The 25331-nt window shown below is 44.9% G+C and carries 25 protein-coding genes and 1 tRNA gene; 8 read left to right on the forward strand and 18 right to left on the reverse strand.

The features are described from left to right. The first annotated feature begins 45 nt into the window (after positions 1-45). A complete protein-coding gene (locus LN893_RS00395) occupies positions 46-462 on the forward strand; it encodes a hypothetical protein (RefSeq protein WP_229967149.1) in 417 nt (138 codons plus the stop codon). An 85-nt stretch (positions 463-547) separates the two neighbouring features. Here the strand turns inward: LN893_RS00395 and LN893_RS00400 are convergent, their stop codons facing one another. The 3 genes from LN893_RS00400 to truA form a co-directional block, all read right to left on the reverse strand. Next, entirely contained in the window at positions 548-1066 is a 519-nt protein-coding gene (locus tag LN893_RS00400; RefSeq protein ID WP_229967151.1) for a hypothetical protein, read from the reverse strand. Next, positions 1063-2832 carry an ABC transporter ATP-binding protein gene (locus tag LN893_RS00405; protein ID WP_229967153.1) on the reverse strand — a complete coding sequence of 590 codons (1770 nt, stop codon included), beginning with the start codon at positions 2830-2832 and terminating at the stop codon, positions 1063-1065. The genes LN893_RS00400 and LN893_RS00405 overlap by 4 nt, the downstream gene beginning before the upstream one ends. A gap of 159 nt (positions 2833-2991) precedes the next feature. Then, positions 2992-3738 carry a tRNA pseudouridine(38-40) synthase TruA gene (truA, locus tag LN893_RS00410; protein WP_229967155.1) on the reverse strand — a complete coding sequence of 249 codons (747 nt, stop codon included), beginning with the start codon at positions 3736-3738 and terminating at the stop codon, positions 2992-2994. A 141-nt stretch (positions 3739-3879) separates the two neighbouring features. On the opposite strand from truA, the gene LN893_RS00415 reads away from it, so the two are divergent. Next, the gene (locus LN893_RS00415) at positions 3880-4380 is read left to right on the forward strand and encodes a DUF4293 domain-containing protein (protein ID WP_229967157.1); all 501 of its coding nucleotides are present in this window, start codon (positions 3880-3882) and stop codon (positions 4378-4380) included. 577 nt (positions 4381-4957) lie between these two features. Here LN893_RS00415 and LN893_RS00420 read toward each other — a convergent pair. From LN893_RS00420 to LN893_RS00450, 7 genes are all read right to left on the reverse strand, one after another. Next, positions 4958-5707 (reverse strand): proline and serine-rich protein 1 family protein, encoded by a 750-nt coding sequence (locus LN893_RS00420; RefSeq protein ID WP_229967159.1) that lies wholly within the window; start codon positions 5705-5707, stop codon positions 4958-4960. 471 nt (positions 5708-6178) lie between these two features. After that, a complete protein-coding gene (locus LN893_RS00425; RefSeq protein ID WP_229967161.1) occupies positions 6179-6838 on the reverse strand; it encodes an outer membrane beta-barrel protein in 660 nt (219 codons plus the stop codon). 313 nt (positions 6839-7151) lie between these two features. Beyond that, positions 7152-8321, reverse strand: a complete 1170-nt coding sequence (locus tag LN893_RS00430; RefSeq protein ID WP_229967163.1) for an AIR synthase related protein — start codon at positions 8319-8321, stop codon at positions 7152-7154. A gap of 206 nt (positions 8322-8527) precedes the next feature. Beyond that, entirely contained in the window at positions 8528-10453 is a 1926-nt protein-coding gene (locus tag LN893_RS00435; RefSeq protein ID WP_229967165.1) for a CHU_0125 family OmpA-like outer membrane integrity protein, read from the reverse strand. Positions 10454-10480: 27 nt separating this feature from the next. Then, a complete protein-coding gene (locus LN893_RS00440) occupies positions 10481-10963 on the reverse strand; it encodes a hypothetical protein (RefSeq protein ID WP_229967168.1) in 483 nt (160 codons plus the stop codon). 119 nt (positions 10964-11082) lie between these two features. Then, complete coding sequence (locus LN893_RS00445; protein ID WP_439651158.1) at positions 11083-11865, reverse strand: (Fe-S)-binding protein; 783 nt, start codon at positions 11863-11865, stop codon at positions 11083-11085. A 201-nt stretch (positions 11866-12066) separates the two neighbouring features. Beyond that, on the reverse strand, positions 12067-13440 hold the full coding sequence (locus LN893_RS00450; RefSeq protein ID WP_229967172.1) for a 4Fe-4S dicluster domain-containing protein: 1374 nt from the start codon (positions 13438-13440) through the stop codon (positions 12067-12069). Between the two features lie 168 nt (positions 13441-13608). On the opposite strand from LN893_RS00450, the gene LN893_RS00455 reads away from it, so the two are divergent. Beyond that, a tRNA-Phe gene (locus LN893_RS00455) sits at positions 13609-13681 on the forward strand. A 255-nt stretch (positions 13682-13936) separates the two neighbouring features. On the opposite strand, the gene LN893_RS00460 is transcribed toward LN893_RS00455, so the two are convergent. Further along, a complete protein-coding gene (locus tag LN893_RS00460) occupies positions 13937-15031 on the reverse strand; it encodes a J domain-containing protein (protein ID WP_229967174.1) in 1095 nt (364 codons plus the stop codon). A 149-nt stretch (positions 15032-15180) separates the two neighbouring features. Here LN893_RS00460 and LN893_RS00465 point away from each other — a divergent pair, with 149 nt between their 5' ends. The 3 genes from LN893_RS00465 to LN893_RS00475 are packed head-to-tail and all read left to right on the forward strand — an operon-like array spanning position 15181 to position 16935. Beyond that, positions 15181-15561, forward strand: a complete 381-nt coding sequence (locus LN893_RS00465; RefSeq protein ID WP_229967176.1) for a phage holin family protein — start codon at positions 15181-15183, stop codon at positions 15559-15561. Continuing rightward, complete coding sequence (locus tag LN893_RS00470) at positions 15558-16175, forward strand: hypothetical protein (protein ID WP_229967178.1); 618 nt, start codon at positions 15558-15560, stop codon at positions 16173-16175. Before LN893_RS00465 ends, LN893_RS00470 begins: the two co-directional genes overlap by 4 nt. Next, positions 16165-16935: a phosphoglycerol geranylgeranyltransferase gene (locus LN893_RS00475; protein WP_229967180.1), complete on the forward strand. Its 771-nt coding sequence runs from the start codon at positions 16165-16167 to the stop codon at positions 16933-16935. The genes LN893_RS00470 and LN893_RS00475 overlap by 11 nt, the downstream gene beginning before the upstream one ends. Here LN893_RS00475 and LN893_RS00480 read toward each other — a convergent pair. The 7 genes from LN893_RS00480 to panC form a co-directional block, all read right to left on the reverse strand. Beyond that, positions 16918-17841, reverse strand: a complete 924-nt coding sequence (locus LN893_RS00480) for an AraC family transcriptional regulator (RefSeq protein ID WP_229967182.1) — start codon at positions 17839-17841, stop codon at positions 16918-16920. The two genes, LN893_RS00475 and LN893_RS00480, sit on opposite strands and share 18 nt — an antisense overlap. Positions 17842-18001: 160 nt before the next feature. Next, entirely contained in the window at positions 18002-19141 is a 1140-nt protein-coding gene (locus LN893_RS00485; protein ID WP_229967184.1) for an acyl-CoA dehydrogenase, read from the reverse strand. Positions 19142-19461: 320 nt separating this feature from the next. Next, positions 19462-20139, reverse strand: a complete 678-nt coding sequence (locus LN893_RS00490) for a zinc metallopeptidase (RefSeq protein WP_229967186.1) — start codon at positions 20137-20139, stop codon at positions 19462-19464. A gap of 17 nt (positions 20140-20156) precedes the next feature. Beyond that, complete coding sequence (gene rfaE2 / locus LN893_RS00495) at positions 20157-20645, reverse strand: D-glycero-beta-D-manno-heptose 1-phosphate adenylyltransferase (protein WP_229967188.1); 489 nt, start codon at positions 20643-20645, stop codon at positions 20157-20159. Next, positions 20629-21672, reverse strand: a complete 1044-nt coding sequence (locus LN893_RS00500) for a lysylphosphatidylglycerol synthase transmembrane domain-containing protein (protein ID WP_229967190.1) — start codon at positions 21670-21672, stop codon at positions 20629-20631. Before LN893_RS00500 ends, rfaE2 begins: the two co-directional genes overlap by 17 nt. 9 nt (positions 21673-21681) lie before the next feature. Then, the gene (gene panD / locus LN893_RS00505) at positions 21682-22029 is read right to left on the reverse strand and encodes an aspartate 1-decarboxylase (RefSeq protein ID WP_229967192.1); all 348 of its coding nucleotides are present in this window, start codon (positions 22027-22029) and stop codon (positions 21682-21684) included. A 53-nt stretch (positions 22030-22082) separates the two neighbouring features. Further along, positions 22083-22979 (reverse strand): pantoate--beta-alanine ligase, encoded by an 897-nt coding sequence (gene panC, locus LN893_RS00510; RefSeq protein ID WP_229967194.1) that lies wholly within the window; start codon positions 22977-22979, stop codon positions 22083-22085. Between the two features lie 137 nt (positions 22980-23116). On the opposite strand from panC, the gene LN893_RS00515 reads away from it, so the two are divergent. Further along, positions 23117-23929 (forward strand): glycogen/starch synthase, encoded by an 813-nt coding sequence (locus LN893_RS00515; protein ID WP_229967196.1) that lies wholly within the window; start codon positions 23117-23119, stop codon positions 23927-23929. Then, positions 23913-25301, forward strand: a complete 1389-nt coding sequence (locus LN893_RS00520) for a DUF4270 family protein (RefSeq protein ID WP_229967198.1) — start codon at positions 23913-23915, stop codon at positions 25299-25301. The genes LN893_RS00515 and LN893_RS00520 overlap by 17 nt, the downstream gene beginning before the upstream one ends. Positions 25302-25331: the final 30 nt, after the last annotated feature.

Genomic DNA, 25331 nt, shown 5'->3' on the forward strand with positions numbered 1-25331 from the left:
TATATGTACGTATAGCAGTCTAGAAATTCTTAAAAACGTAACAGTATGGCAATCGACTTACAGCAAATCGGCAAAAGGTTTAGGTTTTACACTAATCTGAAAGAGCTAGAAATGGAACAGCTGAAATCCATAACTGGCAGCGACGAGCAAACCCTTTCTAATATTATTTGTGGGCAGAATTACTTGCTGGATGACCTGGTTGCCATCATAAAGAACTTCCCAGACCTGAGTTCACAATGGCTGATTTACGGCGAAGGCAGCATGTTTAAGCCAATGGATGAAGACGGCAACTGCCACGACAGCGCCAAAGGCTGCCTGAAAAAAGATAAAACTGCTTACCTGCAACAGATGAAAGATATGCTGGTGGAGCTTGACGCAGCTGAGGTAGCAAAAGGCCATCATGCTGATGTGGACGCTTTGAAAGCAAAACTAGATGAGTACAAAGCTCAACAAGAGCAGTAGCCTGGTCTAAGACCTAAGAAAAAAGAAAAGCGCTAGCCGCCTCTACGAGGAGCTAGCGCTTTTTTAGCTTAAACACTTATCGAGCTTACTGCTTTACAGGCACCTCTAGCATGGCTTCATCATCTTGCGGAAACCACTCCAGGTAAAACTGCTCTAATTCCATATTTTCTTCTTTGGCATAATCGAATACGGCGTTATACAACTTACTTGGCGCCAGCGAATAATGCGCTTTTACCTGCCCTCTTAGCACCTTCCTGTTTCCTGGCACTACTCTCAACTCATAGCCTTCAGGCAACTGAACGGTTGTATCTGGAATGATAACCCCTATGAAGGCACTGATGGTATCACCTTTTTTTACGGGGTTGTTGTAATAGATGCTTCCCAGCATACCCTCCAGTTCCTTTTTATCCAGCACTTCTGCCGCCCGCTGAAAAACCTTACCTAAAGCCCTGTCATCTGTAGAGCCTAAAAAGGGTTGGCCTGCCACATATCTTATCTCAGAAGTGGCAACTGTTACATCAGGCTCTGTAAAACCGCCGATGTACGTATAAAATGTTAGAAACAGGACGCCCAAGGCAGCCACTACGTAGAAAAGTTTTTTCATAAATCAATCATGTTCTTATACTGCATCTGGTAAAGCTGGGCATAGTAGCCACCGTGCTTCAGGAGCTCTTCGTGGTTACCCATTTCTTTCAGCTCGCCCCTATCCAGCACAATAATTTTATCTGCTTTCTGGATGGTAGACAGACGGTGTGCAATTACGATGGAGGTACGGCCGTGCATCAGTTGGTCTATGGCGTATTGTATCAGTTCCTCTGTTTCGGAATCTACGCTGGAGGTGGCCTCATCCAGAATAATTACCTCTGGGTTATATACCATGGCCCGCACAAAAGAGATCAGCTGTCGCTGCCCCACCGATAGGGTTGCCCCACGCTCCATTACATTATAATGCAGACCGCCAGGCAACCGCTCAATAAACTTACGGGCACCAACTAAATCTGCCGCATGCCACATCTGCTCTTCGGTTATGTTCTTATTTCCGAGGCTGATGTTGTCGGCTATACTTCCAGAGAATAAGAATACATCCTGCAGTACCACACCAATATGGTGGCGCAGCACGCTCAGGTCATACTCCTTCAGGTCGTGCCCATCAATCACAATGTTTCCTTTATTAATCTCGTAGAAACGGTTCAGCAGGTTGATAACCGAAGTTTTGCCAGCACCCGTAGCTCCCACAAAAGCCACCGTCTGGCCCGCCTTCACTTCAAAAGAAAGATCGCGCAGCACCCAATCCTCCTCCTTATAGGCAAACCATACGTTCCTAAAGCTAATTTCGCCTTTTATTCTTTCGGGGGCATAGTTGCCGTTATCAGGTATCATCTCACGGCTATCGAGCAGGCGCATGAGGCGTTCTGTACTTACCACCCCCAACTGTAGTGTATTAAAGCGGTCGGCAATCTGCCGTATGGGCCGAAAGAACATCTGGATGTAAAGTATAAACGCCATGAGCGTGCCTAACGAGGTGTCGTTATCTATTACGCCGTGGGCACCGTACCACACCAGCAAGCCTAAACCAGCCGCCGCTATAATTTCAGCCACAGGAAAATAAATAGAATAATACAGCACAGAACGGATATTGGCGCGGGTATGCTCTTTGTTGATGGCCTGGAATTTCTCCATCTCGCGCTTCTCGTTGTTGAATATCTGCACGATGCTCATACCCGTAATATGCTCCTGCACAAAAGAGTTTAGCCTTGCCACCGCCGTACGCACCTCCTGAAAAGTATCTTTTATCTTTTCTTTAAAGATATAGGTACTGATGATCATGAGCGGGAATGTAGAAAGGCTCACCAGCGTCAGCTCCCAATCGATGTAGAACATAAAGCCTACTATAAACACAAGCTGCAGAATATCGCCGATCATAGCGGCCAGCCCCTCACTAAACACATCTGAAAGGGTTTCTACATCAGAAACGTTTCGGGTAACGAGGGTGCCAATCGGGGTACGGTCGAAGAACTTGAGGCGCAGGTCCAAAATATGGCGGTACAGCTTGATGCGAATATCGCGTACCACGTGCTGCCCCAGCCAGCCGGCAAAATAGGTATGCAGGTACTGCACAATGGCATGTATTACCAGCAGCACAGCCAGCACCACAAACATCCTGTTCAGGCCCTCCCAGTCGTTCTGTAAAATCTCGTTATCTACTGTGTATTGAATCAGGAATGGCCGAATAGCAGCCAGCACCGCCGAGGCAAAAGTGAGGAACACAATAAAGTAGAAAGTCTTGATGTGAGGCTTTACGAAGGAAAAAAGCCGTCGCAGTATATCCGCATCAAAAAACTGTCCTGTATTTTTAGGTTTATCTTCCAAAGCTATTTCTAAACTGTAAAGCGGTTAGAGTGCAGCGCTCGCCACAGCACTATTTTCTCTTTACGAGCACATACTCTTAACCGACTGCAAAGTTAATGGTTTTATACTTAGCGACGGAAGCTTATCGGTTTAGAATATGAGGCTGATGCTGCAGACAATTTACTTCAAGAACAATCCTTCTGGATACTCCACCTTGGCTAGGTACAAGCCTTCTGCAGGCGCAGCACCACTAGCTTTGCTGCGGTCTTTGCTGGCAATTACCTGCTCAAACTGCGCTACGGTAAGTTTACCACGGCCCACATCCAGTAGTGTGCCCACCACCAGCCGCACCATACCGCGCAGAAAGCGGTTAGCTCTGATGGTGAATTGCAGTTCGTCTCCCTCCTGCCGCCAAACAGCTTCGTACATGTTGCAGTTGTAGTGCTTGGTATCGCCTTTCACTTTGCTGAAGGTGGTAAAGTCGTCATACTTTAAGAGTACAGCAGCAGCCTCGTTCATTTTGGCTACATCTACGGAGCGGCTCAGGTAGTAGGCGTAGTAGCGTTTAAAAGGATTTTTATTTAAGCTGATGTGATAGTGATAGGTGCGGGCAAAAGCATCAAACCGGGCATGTGCCTCGTCAGGAACTAAGTACAGGTTCTTAGCCACCACATCGGCAGGTAAAATGCGGTTGAAGCGGTACAGCGCCTGCTCCGTATCCAGCTCCTCCGCCACATCGAAATGCACAAATTGCTGGCTGGCGTGTACTCCAGTATCGGTGCGGCCACTGCCAGTAGAACTAACAGGCTGGCGCAGCACTTTGGTCAGGCAATCGTCCAGCACCTCCTGCACCGATAGTGCATTTGGCTGCACCTGCCAACCATGAAAACGGGTGCCATCGTAAGCTATTTCTAAAAAATACCGCATGCCTGCAAAGATAAGACTTCCTTCTAAAGTAAAGCCAACCCCACACCACTGAGCCGTAGCTAAAACTGGCAGAAGAAATCATTGATTTTTGTTTTACAGGTCTTTGGCTAATTTTGCAAATCCTATTTAGAAAAATTACTTATGATACAAAGAATTCAATCCGTATTCCTGTTCCTGTTGGTAATAGCGATGGTGTGTATGCTTTTCCTGCCGCTGTGGTCTAAAACCGATACTACTACTGGCGAAACGGCGGTACTTACTGCCTGGAATTTAAAATCTTATTTTTTAGATGCTGAAGGAGAGCCTAGCACTGCTGGTAACCTGCCACAGCGAGGCACCATTGCTATTGGCATGCTGGCGATTGCCGCCGCTGTTATTGCCGCTGTCGAGATTTTCAGATACAAAAGCCGCCTTACACAAATGAAGCTTGGCCTCTTAAACGCTATTATACTGGCTGCTTTGCTAGGCACTACTTTTTACTACGCAGCTTACGTAGGGCCAGAAATGGTAACCGGAGCTGACAACGGCTCTTACGAAGCTGGCTTTTACATGCCACTGCTTGCCCTGTTGCTAAATGCGCTGGCCAACCGCTTCATCAAACGCGACGAAGATCTGGTAAGATCAGCAGACCGATTACGCTAGGTGGTTGCTGATGTGCTAAGTAAAGGGACACAAGTATCACGACACAAGACACACGACTTTTTACTGAAGACAGTACTGATGTTCAGTATATTACAGAGCATGATACACTTTTCTTCAAGTAAAACTAATTTTGGCTCCTTACTTAGTTTCATTTACATAGCACCTTCTGCTGTGAACCCACTGTAAACCCACCAAGGCTGATCTTGTAGGAAAAAAATAAACTACCGCAAGATTTCATCTTGTGGTTGAAATGGGGAAAGTTTTCAACTTTCGTGGAAGTGCTGGCTGGAAATTTCCCTTACGCAAGTTGAAAACTTGAAGCATGTTATCGGGGTTATCAGATTTAAATAGGGGAAGTCCTATCTAACTCTACAAGGAGGAGAATTTTATACTCTTTCCCGAAACCTCCTCTCGGGAGGGGTTAGGGGTGGGTAAGTTTACACGACAGTCAGCAAAACGTAGTTTGAATTAACGAACCTAAATCAGCAAGGGCTTCTGTGATACACAGAAGCCCTTGCTGATTTAAAGCCTTACTTGTTTTAGCACATTAAAAATTTAGCACATCAGCACATTAGAATCATCTTCTTCTGGTATACTCCTCCAGTTCGCGCACGCTCATATCAAACTTTAGGGCATCGTATACATAATAGAAGCGCTCTTTGTCGCATACATAATCATAGGCGAACTTAGCGTACTCGAGGCGTGTGCTTTCATATTCGAACTGGTCTAGCAGAAACTTCAGGTCTTCGGAAAGAATGCTTGCATTGCGCAGCGCTTCACGGGCAATGGAAAGTCTGGTGCTCTCAAAGCTTCTGCTCTTCATCGATTCAATCAGCCTGTCCATATCATAGCTGGTGAGCAGGTTGCGGCACCTGTCGTTTGGGTTGTGATATGGGTTTTCAGGATTAATTGGCCCTTGGTCGGGGTAGCGTGGCGGAAGTGGCACTGGTACGGGTGCAGGCATTGGATCAGGCACTACAACTGGCGGCACCAGTGGCACCTGGCTCAAGAGGTTTATAGCTACTCTCCCTCTTCGGCCCGTAACACGCAGGCCAAAGTTGCGCTCATAACCAACCGCAGCAGTAATGTTAGTTCCCATACGATACACGCCACGTGGCCCCATCACTTTAAACTCCACGTAATGCTGCCCTGGTCGCAGGTGGTCTATCCTGATAAAGTTAGTGGCTCTGTGGTTCACAATTTCCCCGTTCAGCCTCACCTGAAAAGGCTCGCCGTGGCGGGTGGCAAACGTAATAACAGAGGCCTGTAAACTTGCTGGCAACACCAGCAGCACAAGCAGGAGCGGAAGTAGTAATAGCTTTTTCATAGGAGTATAGGTTTTCTCTTATACTTCTGCCGTACCAATTTCTGTGCCAGATCAGTAGCTAAATCAATGCCTTTCTACAACCTACACTCCAGATACTAAAAAGAGGCCTATCGTTTTGAGATAGGCCTCTTTTTAGTATCTGAACCAGCTTTAAGCAGTAGTGATTGGCTAGGATGTGAAAAAATACTTTTTAACAACGAAGTAAATAATTATCAGAACACCTCCAAGCACAGCGCCTAGCTTATTCTTCAGATACTTCTTCTCCTCCCCAATACTTTTGTAGGATAGATAAATCCATACTTGCAGTGTGAGCCCTATTCCAAACCCGATCTGTAAAGCTTTTATACCAGCCCAAGCAACCATTCCTATTGGTAAAATGGCTCAGAACACACTAAGTGTCTCCAGCGTCTTAATCCGCTTTTCAGTTGCGTGTGGTTTAGTGGTCATAATTGTTATTTACTTTAATATTGACTAGTACAAGTTATAGTTAAGGCCTAAACCTATAGATTTGGCTCTTTGCGCGTAGTAACTGTTGTGGCCTATGTCTTTATAAAACAGATTTACTTTTCCGTATGCTTCAAAGCGCTTGCTTATTTTATAGTTAAGTACCACACCAGCTGTGCCAAGTAAATATATGCCTGAGTCATGCCCTTTATAAGTGATTTTAGTCTCACCTTCAAAAGTTTTAGTAGTCTGATGATTCACCTCGCCTATAACTGGAATTAGAGAAACTGTTGCATAAAGATTCCAACGTTTGGCTGGGTTAAAAGGAGTATATTGGATAGTAAGCGGAACAGCTATTCCATAGTTATTCCAACTTCTGTGATCGTAGATGATGGTATCACCGTATCCATAGTAAATTCCTGATAAACCACTTTCCTTCTCCCTCCCGTAAGTTAAGCCAACCTGTAGGTTTATTCTCTTGGTTAACCTGTAGCCCGCATTTAAATGGACTATGGGAGTAAAATTCCCTCCGACCATTGTAGCATAGTTTTGCATTCCGTAGGATATGGTACTGAGCTCTATGCCTAAATATAGCTTACTACTAGCTGAGTCTGAAGCAGCAGGTTGTTGCGCCATCGCGGAAAAGAATACACATGAGAGCAACAAGGAAATGAGGTATGTTTTCATAAGAGCAAATATATTAACCGCCAATTTTTTCACAGAAGGGTAACAGCTTGTTTAGTCAAGCCGCCTTGACTTTCAATGTTTTACAGCAAAGCAATATACCCAGCTACACCTATATAAAAAAGGCTATTTTACAACCATTTGTAACATCACTTTTGCCACGCTTTTTCAGCATGAAGTGCTTAAAAAGGCTCCAACAGTTCATTGTGCTTCCACAAAAGCAATATTTTGTAACATGAGCTGTAAAAAAAATAGCCATGGGCAACTTGTCCATGGCTATTTTCCTGAATTAAAATTTCTAACTAGTACACCTAAATCAGCCTTCGTAATAAAACTCTCCGTGGCTGCTCTTTAGCGTGAGTTCGTTTGTTTTGCTGTCTTTTACACGGCCTATAACTTTTGCATCTACGCCAAAAGATTTGGAGATAGCGATCAGGTCTGCGGCATACTGCTCTGGCAGGTATACTTCCAGGCGGTGGCCCATGTTAAACACTTTGTACATTTCTTTCCAGTCGGTGTTGCTTTCCTGCTGTATCAGGCGGAACAGCGGAGGCGTCGGGAAGAGATTATCTTTTATGATATGCACGTTCTGAGTAAAGTGCAGCACCTTCGTTTGGGCACCGCCGCTGCAATGCACCATGCCATGCAGGTGTGGACGGTACTCCTTCAGAATTTCTTTTACAATTGGCGCATACGTACGCGTAGGCGATAATACCAATTTGCCCACCTCTACACCTGTTTCAGGCTCTATGTCTGTTAAGCGTTTTGTACCAGCGTACACCAAGTCGGCAGGCAGTTCAGGATCGAAGCTTTCGGGGTAAGAGGCCTCCAGGTACGTATGAAACACATCATGCCGGGCGGAGGTAAGGCCGTTGCTGCCCATGCCACCGTTGTATTCTGTTTCGTAGTTTGCCTGCCCGTAAGAGGCAAAACCTACAATTACATCGCCAGGCTGTATGGTATGGTTCGAGATTACCTCATCGCGGCGCATACGTGCCGTAACTGTGCTGTCTACTATAATAGTGCGCACCAAATCTCCTACATCGGCTGTTTCGCCGCCTGTGCTGTAAATACCGATGCCATTATCGCGCAGCATCTGCAGCACCTCTTCGGTACCGTTTATAATGGCTGCAATTACCTCGCCTGGAATATGGTTCTTGTTTCTGCCGATGGTGGAGGAAAGCAGAATATTATCTGTGGCTCCTACACACATCAGGTCGTCGGTGTTCATCACTACAGCATCCTGTGCTATCCCTTTCCAAACATCCAGATCGCCAGTTTCTTTCCAGTACATATACGCCAAAGACGATTTTGTACCCGCACCGTCAGCATGCATAATGGCGCAGTACTCGGGATCGCCAGTAAGTATATCAGGTATAATTTTGCAGAATGCCTTCGGGAATAAGCCTTTGTCAATGTTCTTGATAGCATTGTGCACATCCTCTTTCGAGGCCGACACACCACGTCGCAAATATCTATTTTCCATAGTTACTTAGGTTTCCTACAAATTTAAGAAAACAGGATGGAGTTAGAGAGTTAGAGAGTTAAAAAGTTAGAGATTTAGAAAGTTAAAAAGAAAAGGCGGAGACTATAGGTTGTTTAACTATAGCCTCCGCCCTTTTCTTTTTTATTGTGGGCTCAAACTATTGAAGCAGCCCCCATTTTTAATTTTTAATTCTTAATTAAGCAAAGCTAGTCCACTCTAACCACTTTGAACTCTGTACGGCGGTTGCGCTGGTGCTGTGCTTCTGTTTGCGCGTTTCTTACCACAGGGCGGCTCTCGCCATAGCCCCTGGCTGTAATGCGCGAACGATCTATACCCTTCGAAATGATGTACTCTACCGCAGACTCTGCACGGCGTTGCGACAGATCCTGGTTATAGGCATCGCTACCGCGGGCATCAGTGTGGGAGCTAAGCTCTATCGAAATGCGTGGGTTATCTACCAGTATCTGTACCAGCTTATCCAGTTCTTCGGCAGCGTCTGGCCTGATGTCGGCTTTATCGTAGTCGTAGAAGATATTCTCCAGCACAATTGCACGCTCCTTCACAATCTGGTTCAGCACCAGTTCTGCCGTTAAGCGCACCTCATTCTCCTGCTCTGGCAACTGATCCTGCGAAGGCATTTTACCAACGGTTGTTACACGCTGACGTGCCGTAAAGAAACCTTGCTTCTCTGACACCAATGAGTACGTAGAAGCCGAATCTAAAGGAAACGTGAAGTTACCGTTAGCATCGGTTGTTGTTTCGTCTACTTTCTGGCCCTGTTCGTTCTGCAGCACTACTACGTTGTTGGATACTGTTGTTTGCTTGGCTCCTTCACGACGTTGATACAGTGTACCGTCTACAAAGAAGTTAACTGTTTTACGCTTAGACCTGGAGAAGGCATAGATATCGTCACCTCCCTGGCCTCCTTCACGGTTAGAGGAAAAATACCCCGTATACTCATCCTGAAAATAAATTCCGAAGTCGTCGCCAGGTGAGTTCACTGGTTTGCCTAAGTTTATAGGTTTGCCGTCCTCAATTCTGAAAAGATCAAGGTTGCCCAAGCCAGGATGTCCGTCTGAGGCAATGTATACTGTTCCGTCTGGTCCTACAGACACAAAGCTTTCATTTCCTTTTGTGTTGATTTCAGGGCCGAGATTTACGGGTGTAGAGAAACGACCATTTTCTAAAGTCGATTTATAAATGTCGTGCCCACCTTGCCCGCCTCTGCGGTTAGAGGAAAAATAGAGTGTTTTGCCATCAGGAGAGAACGCAGGAGAAGAATCCCAGGCTTGTGGGCTGTTTATGTTCAGCAGTTTTGCCTCGGTCCAGGCTCCAGAGCGGAAAGTAGACCAGAACAGGTCTACGTTTTGGCGGCCTTTACGGCTGCCTTCGTTGCCTCGGGCAAATACCATCGTTCTGCCTTCGTCTATAAAAGTGGCAAAGGCTTCATGAATTTCCTCCTGGTTTACACCTTCAAAAGGACGAATAGCACCAACGGCAGTATCAGTTAAAGCGGCGGCATATAGGTTTAAGAAGCCCTCGCCATTGCCCATATACTCTTTTCCCCCACGGGTAGACGAAAACACAAGTTCATTGTTGAGCACAAAAGGCGCGAACTCTGAGGCATCTGTATTAAGCCCTGGTATAGGTCGCACCTCAAAGTTTTCGTTCTTGCGCAGGATTTCAGTTAAGTTGCTATAGTTTTCTACCTCCTGCTGAGCCAGTGCTTTCAGGCGGTTGTTGCTACCCACTCTAATGTAATCCTGAAGCTCTTTTAGGGACTGCTCATACTTACCGTTGGCTTTTAAGGCCAGGCCATAGTAGTAGTAAGCATCCTCTTTGCGGAAGTTACCACTAATGGCTGCCTGGTAAAAAGGCTCTGCCTCCGATATCCTGTTCGACAGGCGGTAGGCTTCGGCTATTTTATAGTTTAGCTCGCCTTTGTTATCGGCATTTGGCAGTGCCTGCTTATAAAACTCAATAGCACGCTGGTACTGCTCCTGCCCAAACCTTTTGTCGCCTTTGCTGATATACCTGCCAGTGCCGCAAGCGCTGAGCAGCAGCGCCAACAGCATTACAACCATAAAGTTTATTTTGGGTGCCCTTGGCCTGGTATCTGTCGTGTAGTACATGAACTTTTAGAGTTATAAGTAGCCTGCTCAGAAGTAGCGGGAAAGCCAGCTGTTTCGGGCAGGCCTCGGCCACTCCGACTGTAGCTCTCCGTAATTATTTACTAAGGTATCGAAGTATAACGAATTTTCATTTATCTCACCAGCCGCTACTTTACTTTTTAGCTCATTCAGCCCTACTAACCGCACCTGCCCCTCCTTCATAAAAGCTAATTGGGTACGGTCAAAGAACGAAACGTTCAGCTTCTCTTCTAGCGCCCGAACAAATTTGACAGATGCATCTATAGAGCAACCACTCGCAGAAGCGGCTGTTTCGTTATTCGCTAAAACGACAAACTGGTTATGCAGCAATACTGCCGATGCCTGCAAACCTTTGCCATGGCTACTCCATTCGGTAGCAAAACGTTCTAAAAGCGGATTTATTTCAGCCTGCTCAGCTTCGGTTAACGGTCTGCTAGACTGGTAAATCCAGAGGCGTGCGTGCGGCGGCAGTTGGTCAAACGGAATATACATTGTTTAGGTTAATTGTTGGTTGCTGATTGCCTGTTGCTGGTTTTCCAATACTAAATTAGTAGATGACTGAGTTATTAGTATTTCCCTAATAACAGCACCTTAAACCAACAGGTAATCATTTATTTACTTAGTCCTTCTGCTTGTGCGATCAATTCGGCAATGTCAAAAACTTTTACGTTTTCTTCCTGCTCCTTGTTCTTCACGCCGTCGCTCATCATTACCATACAAAAAGGGCAGGCTGTAGCTATCACGCTGTTGCCTCCACCTAAAGTAGCTAAAGCTTCCTCTGTTCTTTCTATATTGATTTCCTTTTTCCCTGGCTCTGCGTCTTTAAACATTTGCGCACCGCCAGCTCCGCAGCAAAGGCCGTTGGCTCGTACACGCTTCATCTCTACCAGGTCGGCATCAAGGGCAGCCAGCACTTCGCGTGGCGCTTCATAAATATCGTTGGCACGGCCCAGGTAGCAAGAATCGTGGTAGGTAATGCGCTTGCCCTGGAAAGCCTCGCCACCTTTTACATGCACTTTGCCTTCGTTTATCAGTTGCTGCAAAAAGGTAGAATGATGGATAACCTCATAGTTACCACCCAGGTCAGGGTATTCGTTCTTCAGGGTGTTAAAGCAATGCGGACAAGCCGTCACGATCTTCTTCACATTATAGGCATTCATTACTTCAATGTTGGTAATGGCCTGCATCTGGAACAGAAACTCGTTACCCGCACGTTTGGCTGGCTCGCCTGTGCAGCTTTCTTCGGTGCCCAGCACAGCATACTTTACGCCCACATGCTCCAGTATCTGCACAAAAGCACGGGTTACTCGCTTGTAGCGATCGTCGAAAGAGCCAGCACAACCCACCCAAAACAATACTTCAGGTTCCTCTCCATTCGCAGCCATCTCGGCCATGGTAGGCACCTTTACTAATCTTTTATTTTCTTCCATCTGATATTTTATGTAGATGCTAGACTTTAGACTTCTTTTGCACCTGAAGTTACAATCAACTAAAGCCGTTGACTTTCCTGCGCAACTCAGCCAGTTCTGACTCACCTAAACTTCTGCTTAAACATCTGTCTAAAATCTAATATCTATAAATCTAAGGTCTAACTTCTAGTTTTTACTTGGTACATAAAGGTCTTCGGCCCAGTTAAAGCGATCTGAAGGCGAGAAGGCCCATGGCGCTCCGTTGTTCTCGATGTTCGTGAACATGGAGTTCAGTGCCGCAGGAGCAGCCGATTCTTCCAATACCAGGAAACGGCGCAGGTCCATGATAGTAGACAACTGGTCGATGTTAACAGGGCAAGACTCTACGCAGGCATTACAGGTAGTGCAGGCCCAAAGCTCCTCTGGTGTGATGTAGCCACGTAGTAGCGTCTTTTCATCTGTTACCTCTACACGCTCCTCGCCTAACTCTTTATAGTGATTTGGAGCAAAGATAGCAGGATGCACGCCTTTCTCCTCCATACGGTCGCGGGTATCCATTACGATCTTTCGCGGCGACAATAACTTGCCAGTTATGTTGGCAGGGCAAACCGACGTACAGCGCCCACACTCGGTACAGGTGTAAGAATCCATCAGTTGCTTCCAGGTCAGGTCTTCCACATCCTTTGCCCCAAAGCGCTGGATAACTGGGTTTCCTTCGGCATCCATTTCTGGTGCTGGCGGCTGATAGCTTGGATCCAGCATGGCTTTAATCTCATGCGTTATAGCAGGGTTAGTGGTGAACTTACCTTTTGGCAGCAGCTTAGAGTAGTACACGTTCGGGAATGCCATGATAATATGGAAGTGCTTGGAGCTTGGCAGGTAATTCATAAAAGCCAAGATACCGATGATATGGAACCACCAGCCTACACGCTCAATAATATGCAATGTAGTAGGGTTATCTCCAAAAATGTTCACGAACGCGCTGCTGATCGGGTAGCTACCAGCCACTTCGCCTCCTTGCAACTGCACCAACTTTAGCCCAGCAATGTTAAAGACAAACAGCGCCAGCATCAGCACAATTTCTGTAACCAGAATGGTGTTGGCATCTACCTTAGGCCAGGCGCGCAACTCTACCCCACTCGACAGGCGCGGCACTTTCGTTACATTTCGGCGCCACAGAAAAATGGCACAAGACACAATTACCAGCGCCGCCAGAATTTCATTTATAAACATCAGGGCAGTGTATACTGGCCCTAGAAAGCCCAATACCCGATGCGAACCTGTTATTCCGTCTATCAGAATCTCAATCACCTCCACGTTTATTACCAGGAAGCCTACATACACAAACAAATGCAGTACTGCTGGCAACATGCGCTTAAACATTTTTTGCTGCCCAAATGCCACCAGTAATGTCTTTTTAACACGCTCCGAAGGATTATCAGTGACATCCAAATCGCGGCCCATGAGCACGTTCTTGCGGATGTTTCTGATTTGCCACACAAACAGACCTATGCCTATGGTGGCCACTATTAAGAAGATAATATTTTCGACTCCTATCACGGCAAATTATTCGTTATGCATACCATTTAACACTTAAATATAGCTGTTCTGGCGCTAAAATGCATGTATGCGTATTTTTTTAAATTTTTTTTGACTTAACGTTTGACTTTTCAAAACAACCTGCTACTTTTGCATACCCTTACAGAACAAAGGGGCACACCAAGAGCTGGTGATGTAGCTCAGTTGGTAGAGCAAAGGACTGAAAATCCTTGTGTCGTTGGTTCGATTCCAATCATCACCACAGAAACCCTCTCCTTTAACGGTGAGGGTTTTTTATTTTTATGGTCCTCTTCTACCGCTACAGGCCTTTATATACTTTATTTCAAGTATAAAGTTCATCGCTAATTATTGCAGGTAAAATCGCGCATCTTCTTCAAGCGGAACTAGAGCTTGCTAAAACAGATATAGTTTTAAGATACTTCTGAATAGAATGACTGGCATGTCAGTGAAAGAGCCATTTGCAATCAATAAAAGAATTAAGAAGGCAGAACTAATATTACAAACAATTCGCTCGCATTTCTAACATAGCAGCGGAGTACCCTAAGCGATACGCCTCCACAAAATGCTCGCAGGCAGTATCATTTAACTCCTGCTCCAGTTCTGTTCGGCCAAGCAGATAGTACACGCGCCCGTTATTGGCATCAGCCGCCAACACACGTTTATAATCTGTTTCAGATAAGGCATAAGCACCTATTTTATAGTAGCCAAAGCCCCTGTAGGTTAGCGCTGTGGCCCAAGCCTCACCGCCTTTGTTATGCTTTAAGTATTTTGTGAGGTCCTCAATAGCCGATTTGTACTCCTTCAGATAAAAGAGCCTTACTTCACCTCGTTGCAGGTATACAGCATGAAGAGTACTATCCTTCTGTAAAGCCTGAGAAAAGTCTCTCTCTGCCATCTTGTAGCGCGACAGCTTTGATAAGCACTTACCGCGCATAAAGTACGTTTCACCAGCCACATTCTCCTGTAAGGCGATAGCCTGGTTCAGATCTCGCACAGCGGCTTCATAGTTCTCATACACGTTCATCTCAATGCTGGCGCGGGTAAGGTAGGCCTCTGCATGGTCTGGCTGAAAATGGATGGCATCAGTTAAAAAGCTATGGGCACTGCTATATTTACCTTCGGCCATAAAAGTTAAAGCCGATTTATAATTCTCTTCCCCCGAAATATAATCCATTGTAACTTTCAGCAGAAAGCTGAACAGCAGAATACCACCAACAAAAGCAACTGTTATATACCAGTCTTTGCGGGAAAAGCGCCGCTTCTGCTGCCGCGGTATGTTACGGTAGTGGCGCTCTGAAACTGAAGCAGGAGGCCTTGTCTGGTAATAACGCGCATTCTGATAGGCTTGCTGCTGCAGAATATGGCTTTGCTCCCGCAATATTTGCAGCTTCATGTCATAAATAGCACGTTTTCCTGCGTCAGAAAGTGTTTGGTAGGCAGTATTAACCAGCTTAAACCGCTCCTCCGACTGCGCATCACCTGGGTTTCTGTCTGGGTGATACTGCAGCGCAAGCTTTTTGTAAGCCAATTTTATTTCATGTGTGGTGGCACTTGAGCTTATTCCTAAAATTGTATAGAAATTCTGTTCCAACCTTGCTTTTTACTAATAGTAATAACTATAAAATTAACGAAATTCGTACACGACCGCTCAAATTCCGTACTACTTTTCTATAAACTCTTATACTTAATGTAAATTTTTAAGTATAGCATCGTATACGAAAAACTAAAAAGCTTAGCACTATGGCCGAACCAGACAACGGAACAAAAGAAAAAAGCACTAATCTCGTCGAAAACCTGATGGGCTACATCGATACCCGTATCGATATTATTCGCCTCGAAATACAAGAAAAGCTCAAAGGAGCCTTTGTAGGCACCATACATGCCATTTTACTAGGGTTCGCTGCTTTTATGAGCCTTATTTTTGTAAATATCTTTTTAGGTTTACTGCTAAATCACTTGCTCGATAGTTCTTTTTGGGGGTTCGGAATTGTGGCGTTGTTTTATATTATCCTGTTGGTGATCCTAGTGATTGGTGTAGACAAAAAAGTATTTCAGGGCTTAGCCGATAAAACATTTGACAATACCTTATACAAGAACGACAAAAGAGAAAAATCTATATGAGCGAGTTAAGCAACCCCCTGTTCGACAGCGAAAGAGAACTCCTGGAACGCCAAAAGGAAGAATATAAAAATGCCCTAATGGGAGATGTAGATACCATCAAAACACAGAGTCAGGAAATTGGCAAAAAAGTGGCCATAGCTGGCGGTGTTTTATTGGTAGGCGCTCTGATAACCCGTGCTTTTAGTGGCGGTAGCAGCGACTCTAAAAAGAAGAAAAAGCAAAAAAGCAAAAGCTCTAAAGAAGACAAATCTAAATTAGAGGTAGTGCATGTTGCCTCCAGCGATATGGGCACTAACCCTGCTGGGTATAATTCTTTCTCGCATGACCAGGAAGATGACTATACCTTATCGTCGGAGCGTATGCCACATGCACACCACGATAAGCAGCCTAAGTCTCAGAAGGACAAGAAGAGTAAGTCTAACAGCTTCTTTAAGTCTGATGTGGCCAAAGCTATATCGCAGCAGCTAATGGCTCTGGCGGTAGTGTATGCTACCAAAAAGGTGGAAGAATACTTAAGTAGTGTCTCTGAAAATAACGATATTGCAGCGGACCAGGTAGAGGTTACTGAAATAGAGACTACTGAGTATATTATTCCCGAAAAGGATGCCATTTGATATTTTTTACCAGAACAAGCAACAACAACCATCACCAGGCAGGAAGTACTTTGCAGTACTACTAGATCCAGATAACTTAAATGAGGCTTCCTGCCTGCAGATCCTTTCGCTGAGTGAGCTTCATCAGGTAGATTTTTTCTTAGTAGGCGGCAGCCTGATTACCTCACAAAGCCAGAGCGCTCTCATCCAGCTAATAAAGGACAATTCCAGCATTCCTGTTATACTTTTTCCAAGCAGCAGCCTACACCTCGACAAACAAGCCGACGGCATATTGCTGTTATCCCTTATTTCTGGCCGCAACCCTGAGTTCTTGATAGGACAACACGTAATTGCCGCGCCCATTCTTAAAGCTAGCCAGCTACAGATATACCCAACAGGTTATATGCTTGTAGACACTGGCAAGCAAACCACTGCCTCTTACATGAGCGGCACCACTCCTATTCCTTATGATAAACCAGCCATTGCCGCCTGCACTGCCATGGCTGGCGAGCAGCTAGGTTTGCGCTATATGTACTTAGACGGTGGCAGCGGAGCCCAGAAGCCCGTTAGCCCCGAAATGATTGCTGCTGTCCGCCAGGCAGTAGAAGTGCCTCTTATAGTTGGCGGCGGCATAAACACCCCCGAAAAAGCAAGAACAGCTCTAGCATCGGGAGCTGATGTAGTTGTTATTGGGAACCACATAGAAAAAAACCCCAGCTTTTTGGCTGAGGTTTCTAAAGTTGTAGCTTCTTTCAATATTGCCTTAGATGTTCATCGCTGATTCACGGCGACGCATCTTACCAGCTGGTATACCAAACATCATCTTAAAGCGACGGCAGAAGTAAGCTGTATCTTTGTAGCCCACATCCTTACCAATCTCACGGATACTCTTTTTAGTAGTTCTTAGCAAGAATACTGCACGTTCCATACGCTGGTACTCGATGTAGTCCTGCGGGTTAATGCCTGTCAGCATTTTGAAGTACTGCCCAACATAGTCTTCCGAAACGTTCGCAACGTTAGAAAGCACTTTGTTCGAAAGGTCTCCACCCAAATTCTCCTTGATATAGTTGAACAGGTCGATCAAACGAGGGTCTTTGAAGTAGGTGCTGTTAGTAGCCAATTGCTCCACAAACATTCTGTTCTTAAGAATATGGCGCACAATCTCTACCACAATTTGCTCGGTGTACAGGTTAATCAGACGCTCCTTACCTGGCAACCCTTGCATATTCTCTTCTACAACTTTTATAACCAGGTTGGCTAATTTGTTATTGTTCGAGATTAAGAAGGCAGGTAGGTCCAAGGATGCAAAGAAGTTAACTGAATCGAAAACTTTCGCCTCGAAGCTAACATAACTGTGGCTGTCCTCAGCATCACCTATCAAATCAAGATCGTTGTTGCTTTTAAAGAACTTTTCCCTGTTTGTAATCAAATCGTCGTTAGAGATGGTTCTTCCATCTATAGAGCCATAGGTAACTTTTGTGCTTCGACCTCCAGGAATAAACAGTAGTTCCCCTTCTTCTACCATTTGCTCCTCGTCGCCAAAGAAGATGCTGCCTTTATGAAGCAATATCAAGTTATTACCAACATCGTAGTAGTTGCGAACCTTAAACGGCTGCTGCAACACCAGATTCTTAGCCTTAATGAACCGCACCCCAAGCGATTCAATAATTTTATTGTAATCTTCCATGTGTGTTACGAAGAAACTTTATACTATAAACCCATTAAATTTTGGCATAAAGCTAAGGCTAATCTTTATAAAATTCAAATTATTTCTAAAAATTAAGTTTTAATTAAAGAAACACTATTTTCCTCAAAAGCACCATGGAAATAAGGTTTTGCTTCAGTTTTTACTTCAGCAATTCTCTTGAAATTACTATTTTCTGTATCTCAGAAGTACCTTCGTAAATCTGGGTGATCTTTGCATCACGCATTAAGCGCTCTACATGGTATTCTTTCACGAATCCATACCCTCCATGTACCTGCACTGCCTCTACAGCGGTGTCCATTGCTACCTGCGATGCAAAAACCTTAGCCATAGCACCTGATTTACCATAATCTTGGTGTGTGTCTTTATCGTGGGCAGCCTTTAAGCATAACAATCGAGCAGCCTCAATGTTTGTCGCCATATCTGCTAGCTTAAACTGAATGGCTTGATGCTTCGAAATTTCTACTCCAAACGCTTTGCGCTCTTTTGAATATTTCAGCGCTAACTCGTATGCTCCAGAAGCAATGCCTAGTGCCTGAGAAGCAATGCCTATTCGACCACCTGCTAAGGTGCTCATGGCAAATTTAAAACCAAAGCCGTCTTCACCAATCTTATTTTCTTTAGGAACTTTCACATCGGTGAACATAAGGGAGTGCGTGTCGGAGCCACGAATACCCAGTTTGTTTTCTTTTGTTCCAACCACAAAACCTTCCATGTCGCGCTCCACTATCAGCGCGTTTATACCTTTGTGGCCCTTCTCTGGGTTTGTTTGCGCTATTACAATGTATACAGATGCAGTGCTACCATTCGTGATCCAGTTCTTCGTGCCATTCAGCAGGTAGTAATCGCCTTTATCCTCTGCTGTAGTGCGTTGAGAGGTGGCGTCAGAACCTGCCTCTGGCTCCGATAAGCAGAACGCTCCGATAATCTCTCCTGTCGCCAGGCGAGTCAAGTACTTCTGCTTTTGCTCTTCTGTTCCGTAGTGCTCCAGGCCCCAGCAAACAAGTGAATTGTTAACAGACATGACAACAGAAGCAGAAGCATCGACTTTAGAGATTTCTTCCATGGCCAGCACATAGGCCACAGTATCCATACCGCCACCTCCGTATTTCGGATCTACCATCATTCCTAAAAAGCCAAGCTCGCCCATTTTCTTTACTTGCTCCGCTGGGAACCTTTGATGCTCATCGCGCTCAATAACACCAGGAAGCAGTTCTGTCTGTGCAAATTCTCGGGCAGCAGCCTGCACCGCTAACTGTTCTTCTGTTAGTTGAAAATTCATAATTTATAACTGAAAAAGTTTACTGTTGATTATAGTTAGACCTTACAAAGGTAAAAAATACAGTATATATACTCCCATAACCATATAAAATGTTATGCTTGCAGAGCTTTTTCTAAGCTAAAAAATATAATTAGTGATAGGTTCTAGAATTATCAGTGCAACTTTCTAGTAAGCCCTCGCTACATACAACTAACTAATACAAAACGTAAACCAGATACCTTTATTTTGAGGTGTTGTAAGGCTTATTCTCAAGCATAAAAAAAGCGCCACCCGCTGTAGTACGGGTGGCGCAGTAAATATGTAATAAACTGTAGGTTCTTTTAATCGCGACGGCCCATCAGCAACGAAGCATAATATAATAATGTTGCCAGCGAACCAAGGGCAGCAACCACATACGTCATGGCAGCCCATTTAAGCGCATCTTTCGACATACCGTACTCCTGCTGTGTTACAACGTTATTTGTGCTTATCCAGTTTAGTGCACGCTTACTCGCATCAAACTCAACAGGCAGCGTTATAAAGCTAAACAAGGTGGTTAAAGCAAACAAAGCCACACCAACTGCCAACGGTATTGGCGTAGTCTGCAGCATAAAAATACCGATCAGGATGATCCACTGCATGTAGCGCGAAGCTATACTTAACGCAGGCACCATGGCCGAACGGAACTTGAGGAAGCTATATGCTTTAGCATGCTGCACAGCGTGCCCACATTCGTGCGCTGCTACTGCTGCTGCGGCCGCACTTCTGGCCTCATACACATACTCGCTCAGATTTACTGTTTTATCGGCAGGGTTATAATGGTCTGTCAACCTACCCGCCACCGAAATAACGCGCACATCGGTAATACCATTATCTGCCAGCATCATTTCTGCAATCTCCCGACCCGTAAGGCCAGAGCTAAGCGGAATCTGCGAATACTTCTGGAATTTGCTTTTTAAGCGCCAACTAACCCACATGCTCAGCAGCATGAAGAGTATTACAATTGCATATATACCCATTTTGAATTTACCTTTTTTTAAGACTTAACTTGACTCTCAATTTTCTTTACGATGTTTGTAGTGGAATAGCCTTTTACAAGTGGCACCGTTTTCACATCGCCGCCCTTAGCCATAACGACATCGTGGCCTACTATATTTTCGACTGTATAATCATCGCCCTTCACCAAAATATCTGGCTGTACAGCCTTAACCAGTTCAAGCGGTGTATCTTCATCGAAAAGCACTACTGCATCAATAAACAATAAAGATGCCATAACGCGCGCGCGTGACATTTCGTCCTGCAGCGGGCGTGTTGGCCCTTTTATACGGCTAATAGAAGCATCTGTGTTAAGCCCGAGCACTAACTTATCGCCAAGTTGTCGGGCTTTTTCCAGGTAATCTACGTGCCCAAGGTGCAGAAGGTCGAAGCAGCCGTTTGTAAAAACAATTTTTTGGCCTTGGTTTTGCCAGCTTTGCAGCTGCTCTTTAAGTTGAGGTAAAGTATAGATCTTATCGGTGGATTTCATCAGCGGTCACTTTAGTTTTGGCTACCTGAGCCACAGGATTTCTGCGCTTCAGCATAGTTGCCATAAAACTAATGACTCCCATCAGAACAACCAAAAGTGTTTGAGAAGTATGTGCTAACAGCGCATAGGCCATGCCAGCCTCTTTAGGCACTCCGTACAGCAGCAGCGTTGACTGTACTACCAAGTGGTACACCCCCACCCCACCCTGCACAGGCGCGGCCATACCTAAGCTTCCGGCAACAAGCACCGAAAGGCCTGCTCGCCAAGTCAGGTCGCTGGTACTAGGCAAGGCATAAAAAACCACTACCGCACAAGCATAGTACATAAACCACACAAAAATGGTGTGTCCCCAAAAGGAGCCTTGGTTTTTTACCTTGCCTATACTAAAGATGCCTTTTATGACACCCTTCATAAATGCCACGGCTTTATTGAAATAGCTATTGCGGTGCAGTCTCTTCAGGAAAACAAGCATAGTAGCAGCCAGCACGACAGCTAGTGCCGCAAGCAGTCCAATCAGCCAATATAAGGATGTTACTGTTTGCTCTAAGCTGTTGTACCTATCTGTTAACAGACCAAGGAAAAACTCCTGTATTCTGCCAAACTCAACCAGAAAGGTAAGTCCCAGCACAAACAGCAACATCACCATATCAATAACACGCTCGGCTATAACAGTGCCAAACCCTGTATCAACGGGCAGGCCTTCTGTACGCTTCAGCACACTACAGCGGGCTAGCTCTCCCATGCGCGGAAGCACTAGGTTAGCTAAGTAGCCAACCATCATGGCGTTGTAAGTATTTCTGAGAGAGGGATGGTACCCTGTAGGTTTAATCTGCATTTGCCAGCGGTAGGCGCGGCTAAAATAAGCTGCAGCTCCCATCACTACAGATACTAACACCCATAGCACATCTGCATTCCGAAGCTCTGCCCACATCTTTTCAAAATCAAGCTCTTTCAGTGCATACCACATCAGCAACGCCGACAGGGCCAAAAGCAAGCTATATTTTAGAAAAGACAGTAGTTTCTTCATGCACGGCGGCTACACCAGTTTATTATGCTGATCAGGGAAAATAAGGGTTGGTTTGTGGTTTTTGGCGTCTTCAAACTTGATGCTGCAGTAAGAGATAATAATAACAACGTCTCCTACCTGTACTTTGCGGGCAGCAGGGCCATTTAAGCAAACGGTTCCTGTACCGCGCTCTCCTTTTATTACATAAGTTTCAAACCGCTCACCGTTATTGATGTTAACGATCTGCACCTTCTCATTTTCCACCATATTGGCCGCGTCCATCAGATCTTCGTCAATCGTGATGCTGCCAACGTAGTGTAATTCCGCCTGTGTTACCTTACAACGGTGAATTTTAGACTTTAAAACCTCGATATACATGGTTTATTTTATAATTGGGCGCAAAGTTAGATAATAAGCAGCACATTAGCTACCTAGGCCACGCCTGTGCCTGCTATACCAAGCGTAACAGTATTGCGCTCGTTTAAATTCATCAGCATGTTATCTATCAGGCGCACTGGCCCCACGTTGGCGGCCAGACAGAGCGCCAGTTCCTGCGTTTCGTGCGCATCCTGCACAGGCTGCATGGTGTAGGCATCTGCCACTTCAAAATACTCCAGCGCCACTTGTTTTATTTCATGTAAATAGCGCTGCACCTCCGCCTTTACAAGAACCACTGGTTGGCCTTGCAGCAATTGCTCCTTCGCCAGTTGCAGTGCTTTGTACAGATGCGCTGCCTGCTCACGCTCCTCCTGGCTTAACCTTGTATTTCTGGAGGACATGGCCAAACCGCTTGCCTCTCGCACTGTAGGATAGCAAACCAGTTCCAGGTCGAAACTCAGCGCATCTACCAGTTGCCTGATGATAGCGACCTGTTGTATGTCTTTTTGTCCAAAATAAGCTCTGTGAGGCTGCACATAATGGAAAAGCTTGCTTACAATAGTGGCAACACCGCTAAAATGGCCAGGCCGATGCGCCCCTTCCATTACTGTTTCCAGCGCTCCGAAACTAAATTTTAATTGTGTCTGTTGCTGATATACCTCCTCCACATCGGGCACAAACAGGTAATCGCATGCTACTGCTTGTAGCAGTGCCACGTCCTGCACCTGTGTACGAGGATACAACTTATAATCATCGGGATTATTGAACTGGGTGGGGTTTACAAATATACTACAGATGGTAATATCATTCTGTTGGGCCGATGCCCTTAGCAGTTGCAAGTGGCCCTCGTGCAAAGCCCCCATGGTGGGTACAAGGCCGATGGTTTTACCACTGCACCGTAACTCCTGCACCTTGGCTCTGATGGCACTAACCTGCTCTATAACTTGCATACAATGTTTGGCTTATTCTGTAATTTGTAAAAGTTGGCAAATGTAAGTTGCAGCGCAGAAAATTGAAAATCAGAATAAAAAATGCTAATTTTGCACGTCCCATACTTTTTGCTTATTAATTTTTAATATAATTATCCATGTCTAAATTGCGAATCTTATACGCTGCCACAGAAATCCTTCCTTTCCTACAAACCACGAAAGTAGCAGAATTTTTAAACACACTACCACAGGGGATGCAGGAACGCGGAATGGAGATTCGAATCTTTGTTCCTCGGTTCGGGCTTATTAACGAGCGTAAGAACCGCTTACATGAGGTTGTACGACTTTCAGGTATAAATATCGCCATCGGAGACGATGAAAAACCGCTTGTAATTAAGGTGGCTTCCATTCCGAACGCCAAGTTACAAGTATATTTTATAGACAACGAAGACTATTTCCATAGAAAGTCCGTTTTTGTTGATAAGAACAACAAATTCCACCAGGATAATGATGAGCGCGCCATCTTCTTTTGCAAGGGCGTGCTAGAAACTGTTAAGAAGCTGGGATGGGCACCAGACATTGTACATTGCAACGACTGGATGACTGGTTTAATACCAATGTACCTGAAGACGACTTACAAGAAGGACCCGATCTTTAAAGATGCTAAGTCTATGTTTACAGTTTATAACCACAACTGTCAGCAGAAATTTGATGGTGATTTAGCTGAAAAAGTAAAAATGCTTGATATCGATGACAGCATGCTGACAAACCTGCAGTCTTCTGATGTTGATAGCTTTATAAAAATCGGCATGGAATATGCTGATTCAGTAATTAAGACAAACGAAAGCTTCTGCGAAAACATTGATGCTTTATTTACAGATTTTGTAAAGACAAACAGCATTAACACGATTAGCGCAGACGATGACCTGTTAGATTCTTACTATAACCTGTATAATGAACTTAGCCGCTAGAAGATTTCTTCTATTCTTCTTCTCTATCGCCACCCTTGCCTCCTGCGAAGACCCTACCGAAATAGGGCTAAACTTGCAGGATGAGAACCAAATTGGGACTAGCTATACCGATACCTTTAGCATAAGCACAGGAACTGTTCTGCTAAACGACTCTATTTTGTCGTTCAGGCAGCAACCTGCTCTTATCGGCAGGTATACAGATCCTGTGTTGGGTAGCATTACCACTAATACCTTCACCCAACTAGGGTTGAACGGTAGCACGGTTATGTTTGGGTCGTCTGATAATCCTGCTGTAGCCGACTCGTTGGTGTTAACGTTAGACTATAGTACAATTTACGGTAACAGGGATAGTGATATTTCTGTAAGCGTGCATAGACTGCAAGAAGGCTTTGACGAAAAAACATCCTATTTCACTAATTCAGCTTTAGCGTATGAGGAAACTCCGCTAGGGTCTAGCACTTTCCGCCCAAGGCTTATCCCTATCAAGCGTAATAACGTGGAGGTAGATTCGGCTGTCTTAGTAAAAATCAAGCTAGACCCAGCACTTGCTAATGAACTAGTTTCACTTTCTGGCACCGATCCATTAAGGACGCAGGAAAACTTTAACAACTACTTAAAGGGCTTAGCATTTATTACAACCAGCACTACTTCTGGGAGTGTGATTGGTATAAATTTAACATCAACGAATACAAGGCTTAGGCTGCATTATAAAACAGGAACAGAAGTAAAGCATCATGATTTCAGATTCGCTACCTCAGGCCTATATTACTTCAACAATGTAGTTCCTGACCGTACGGGCACAGCTGTAGCAGATTTGCAAACCAAAGGCCAGTACCTTTCTGCCGAAGAAACAAACGGAGATAGTTACGTACAGGCGAATACACAGCTTCTGACAAAGCTTATGTTCCCTTCTTTAAATAAATTTAAAGAGGAGCAAGGCAACATTATTGTAAACCGCGCAGAGCTTATCATTCCTGTTAAAGCAGCCTCTACAAATGTATTAGCACCATCGCCACAACTGGTGTTGTATGAAGCAACCAATGCTAACCGTATAGCTACAAATTCTAGTGGAACACCATTGGCTGTACAATTAAGTGCCGTTGGTGCTGCCAATACAACAAGTTACCCAGCTCCTGTTGCATACAACAGCGAGAAAAGTGCCTATACAATAAATGTTACTTCGTATGTACAGAACCTCCTGATGGGTCAAAAGCAGAATAATGGCTTATTATTATCCCCTGGAGTTTCAGTAGCCGTTTCTGGACAATCTACGCGCCAGATCGTAACAGAGCCGTTCCCTTACAGAGCAGTTATCAGCAATACAGAAGCACAGCCTGTTAAGCTACGCCTGTACTTTTCAAAACTTCAATAAACTATTTATTCATAACCTTATGTTAGTAGG

It is taken from the genome of Pontibacter harenae, from assembly GCF_020907245.1.
Taxonomy (GTDB): domain Bacteria; phylum Bacteroidota; class Bacteroidia; order Cytophagales; family Hymenobacteraceae; genus Pontibacter; species Pontibacter harenae.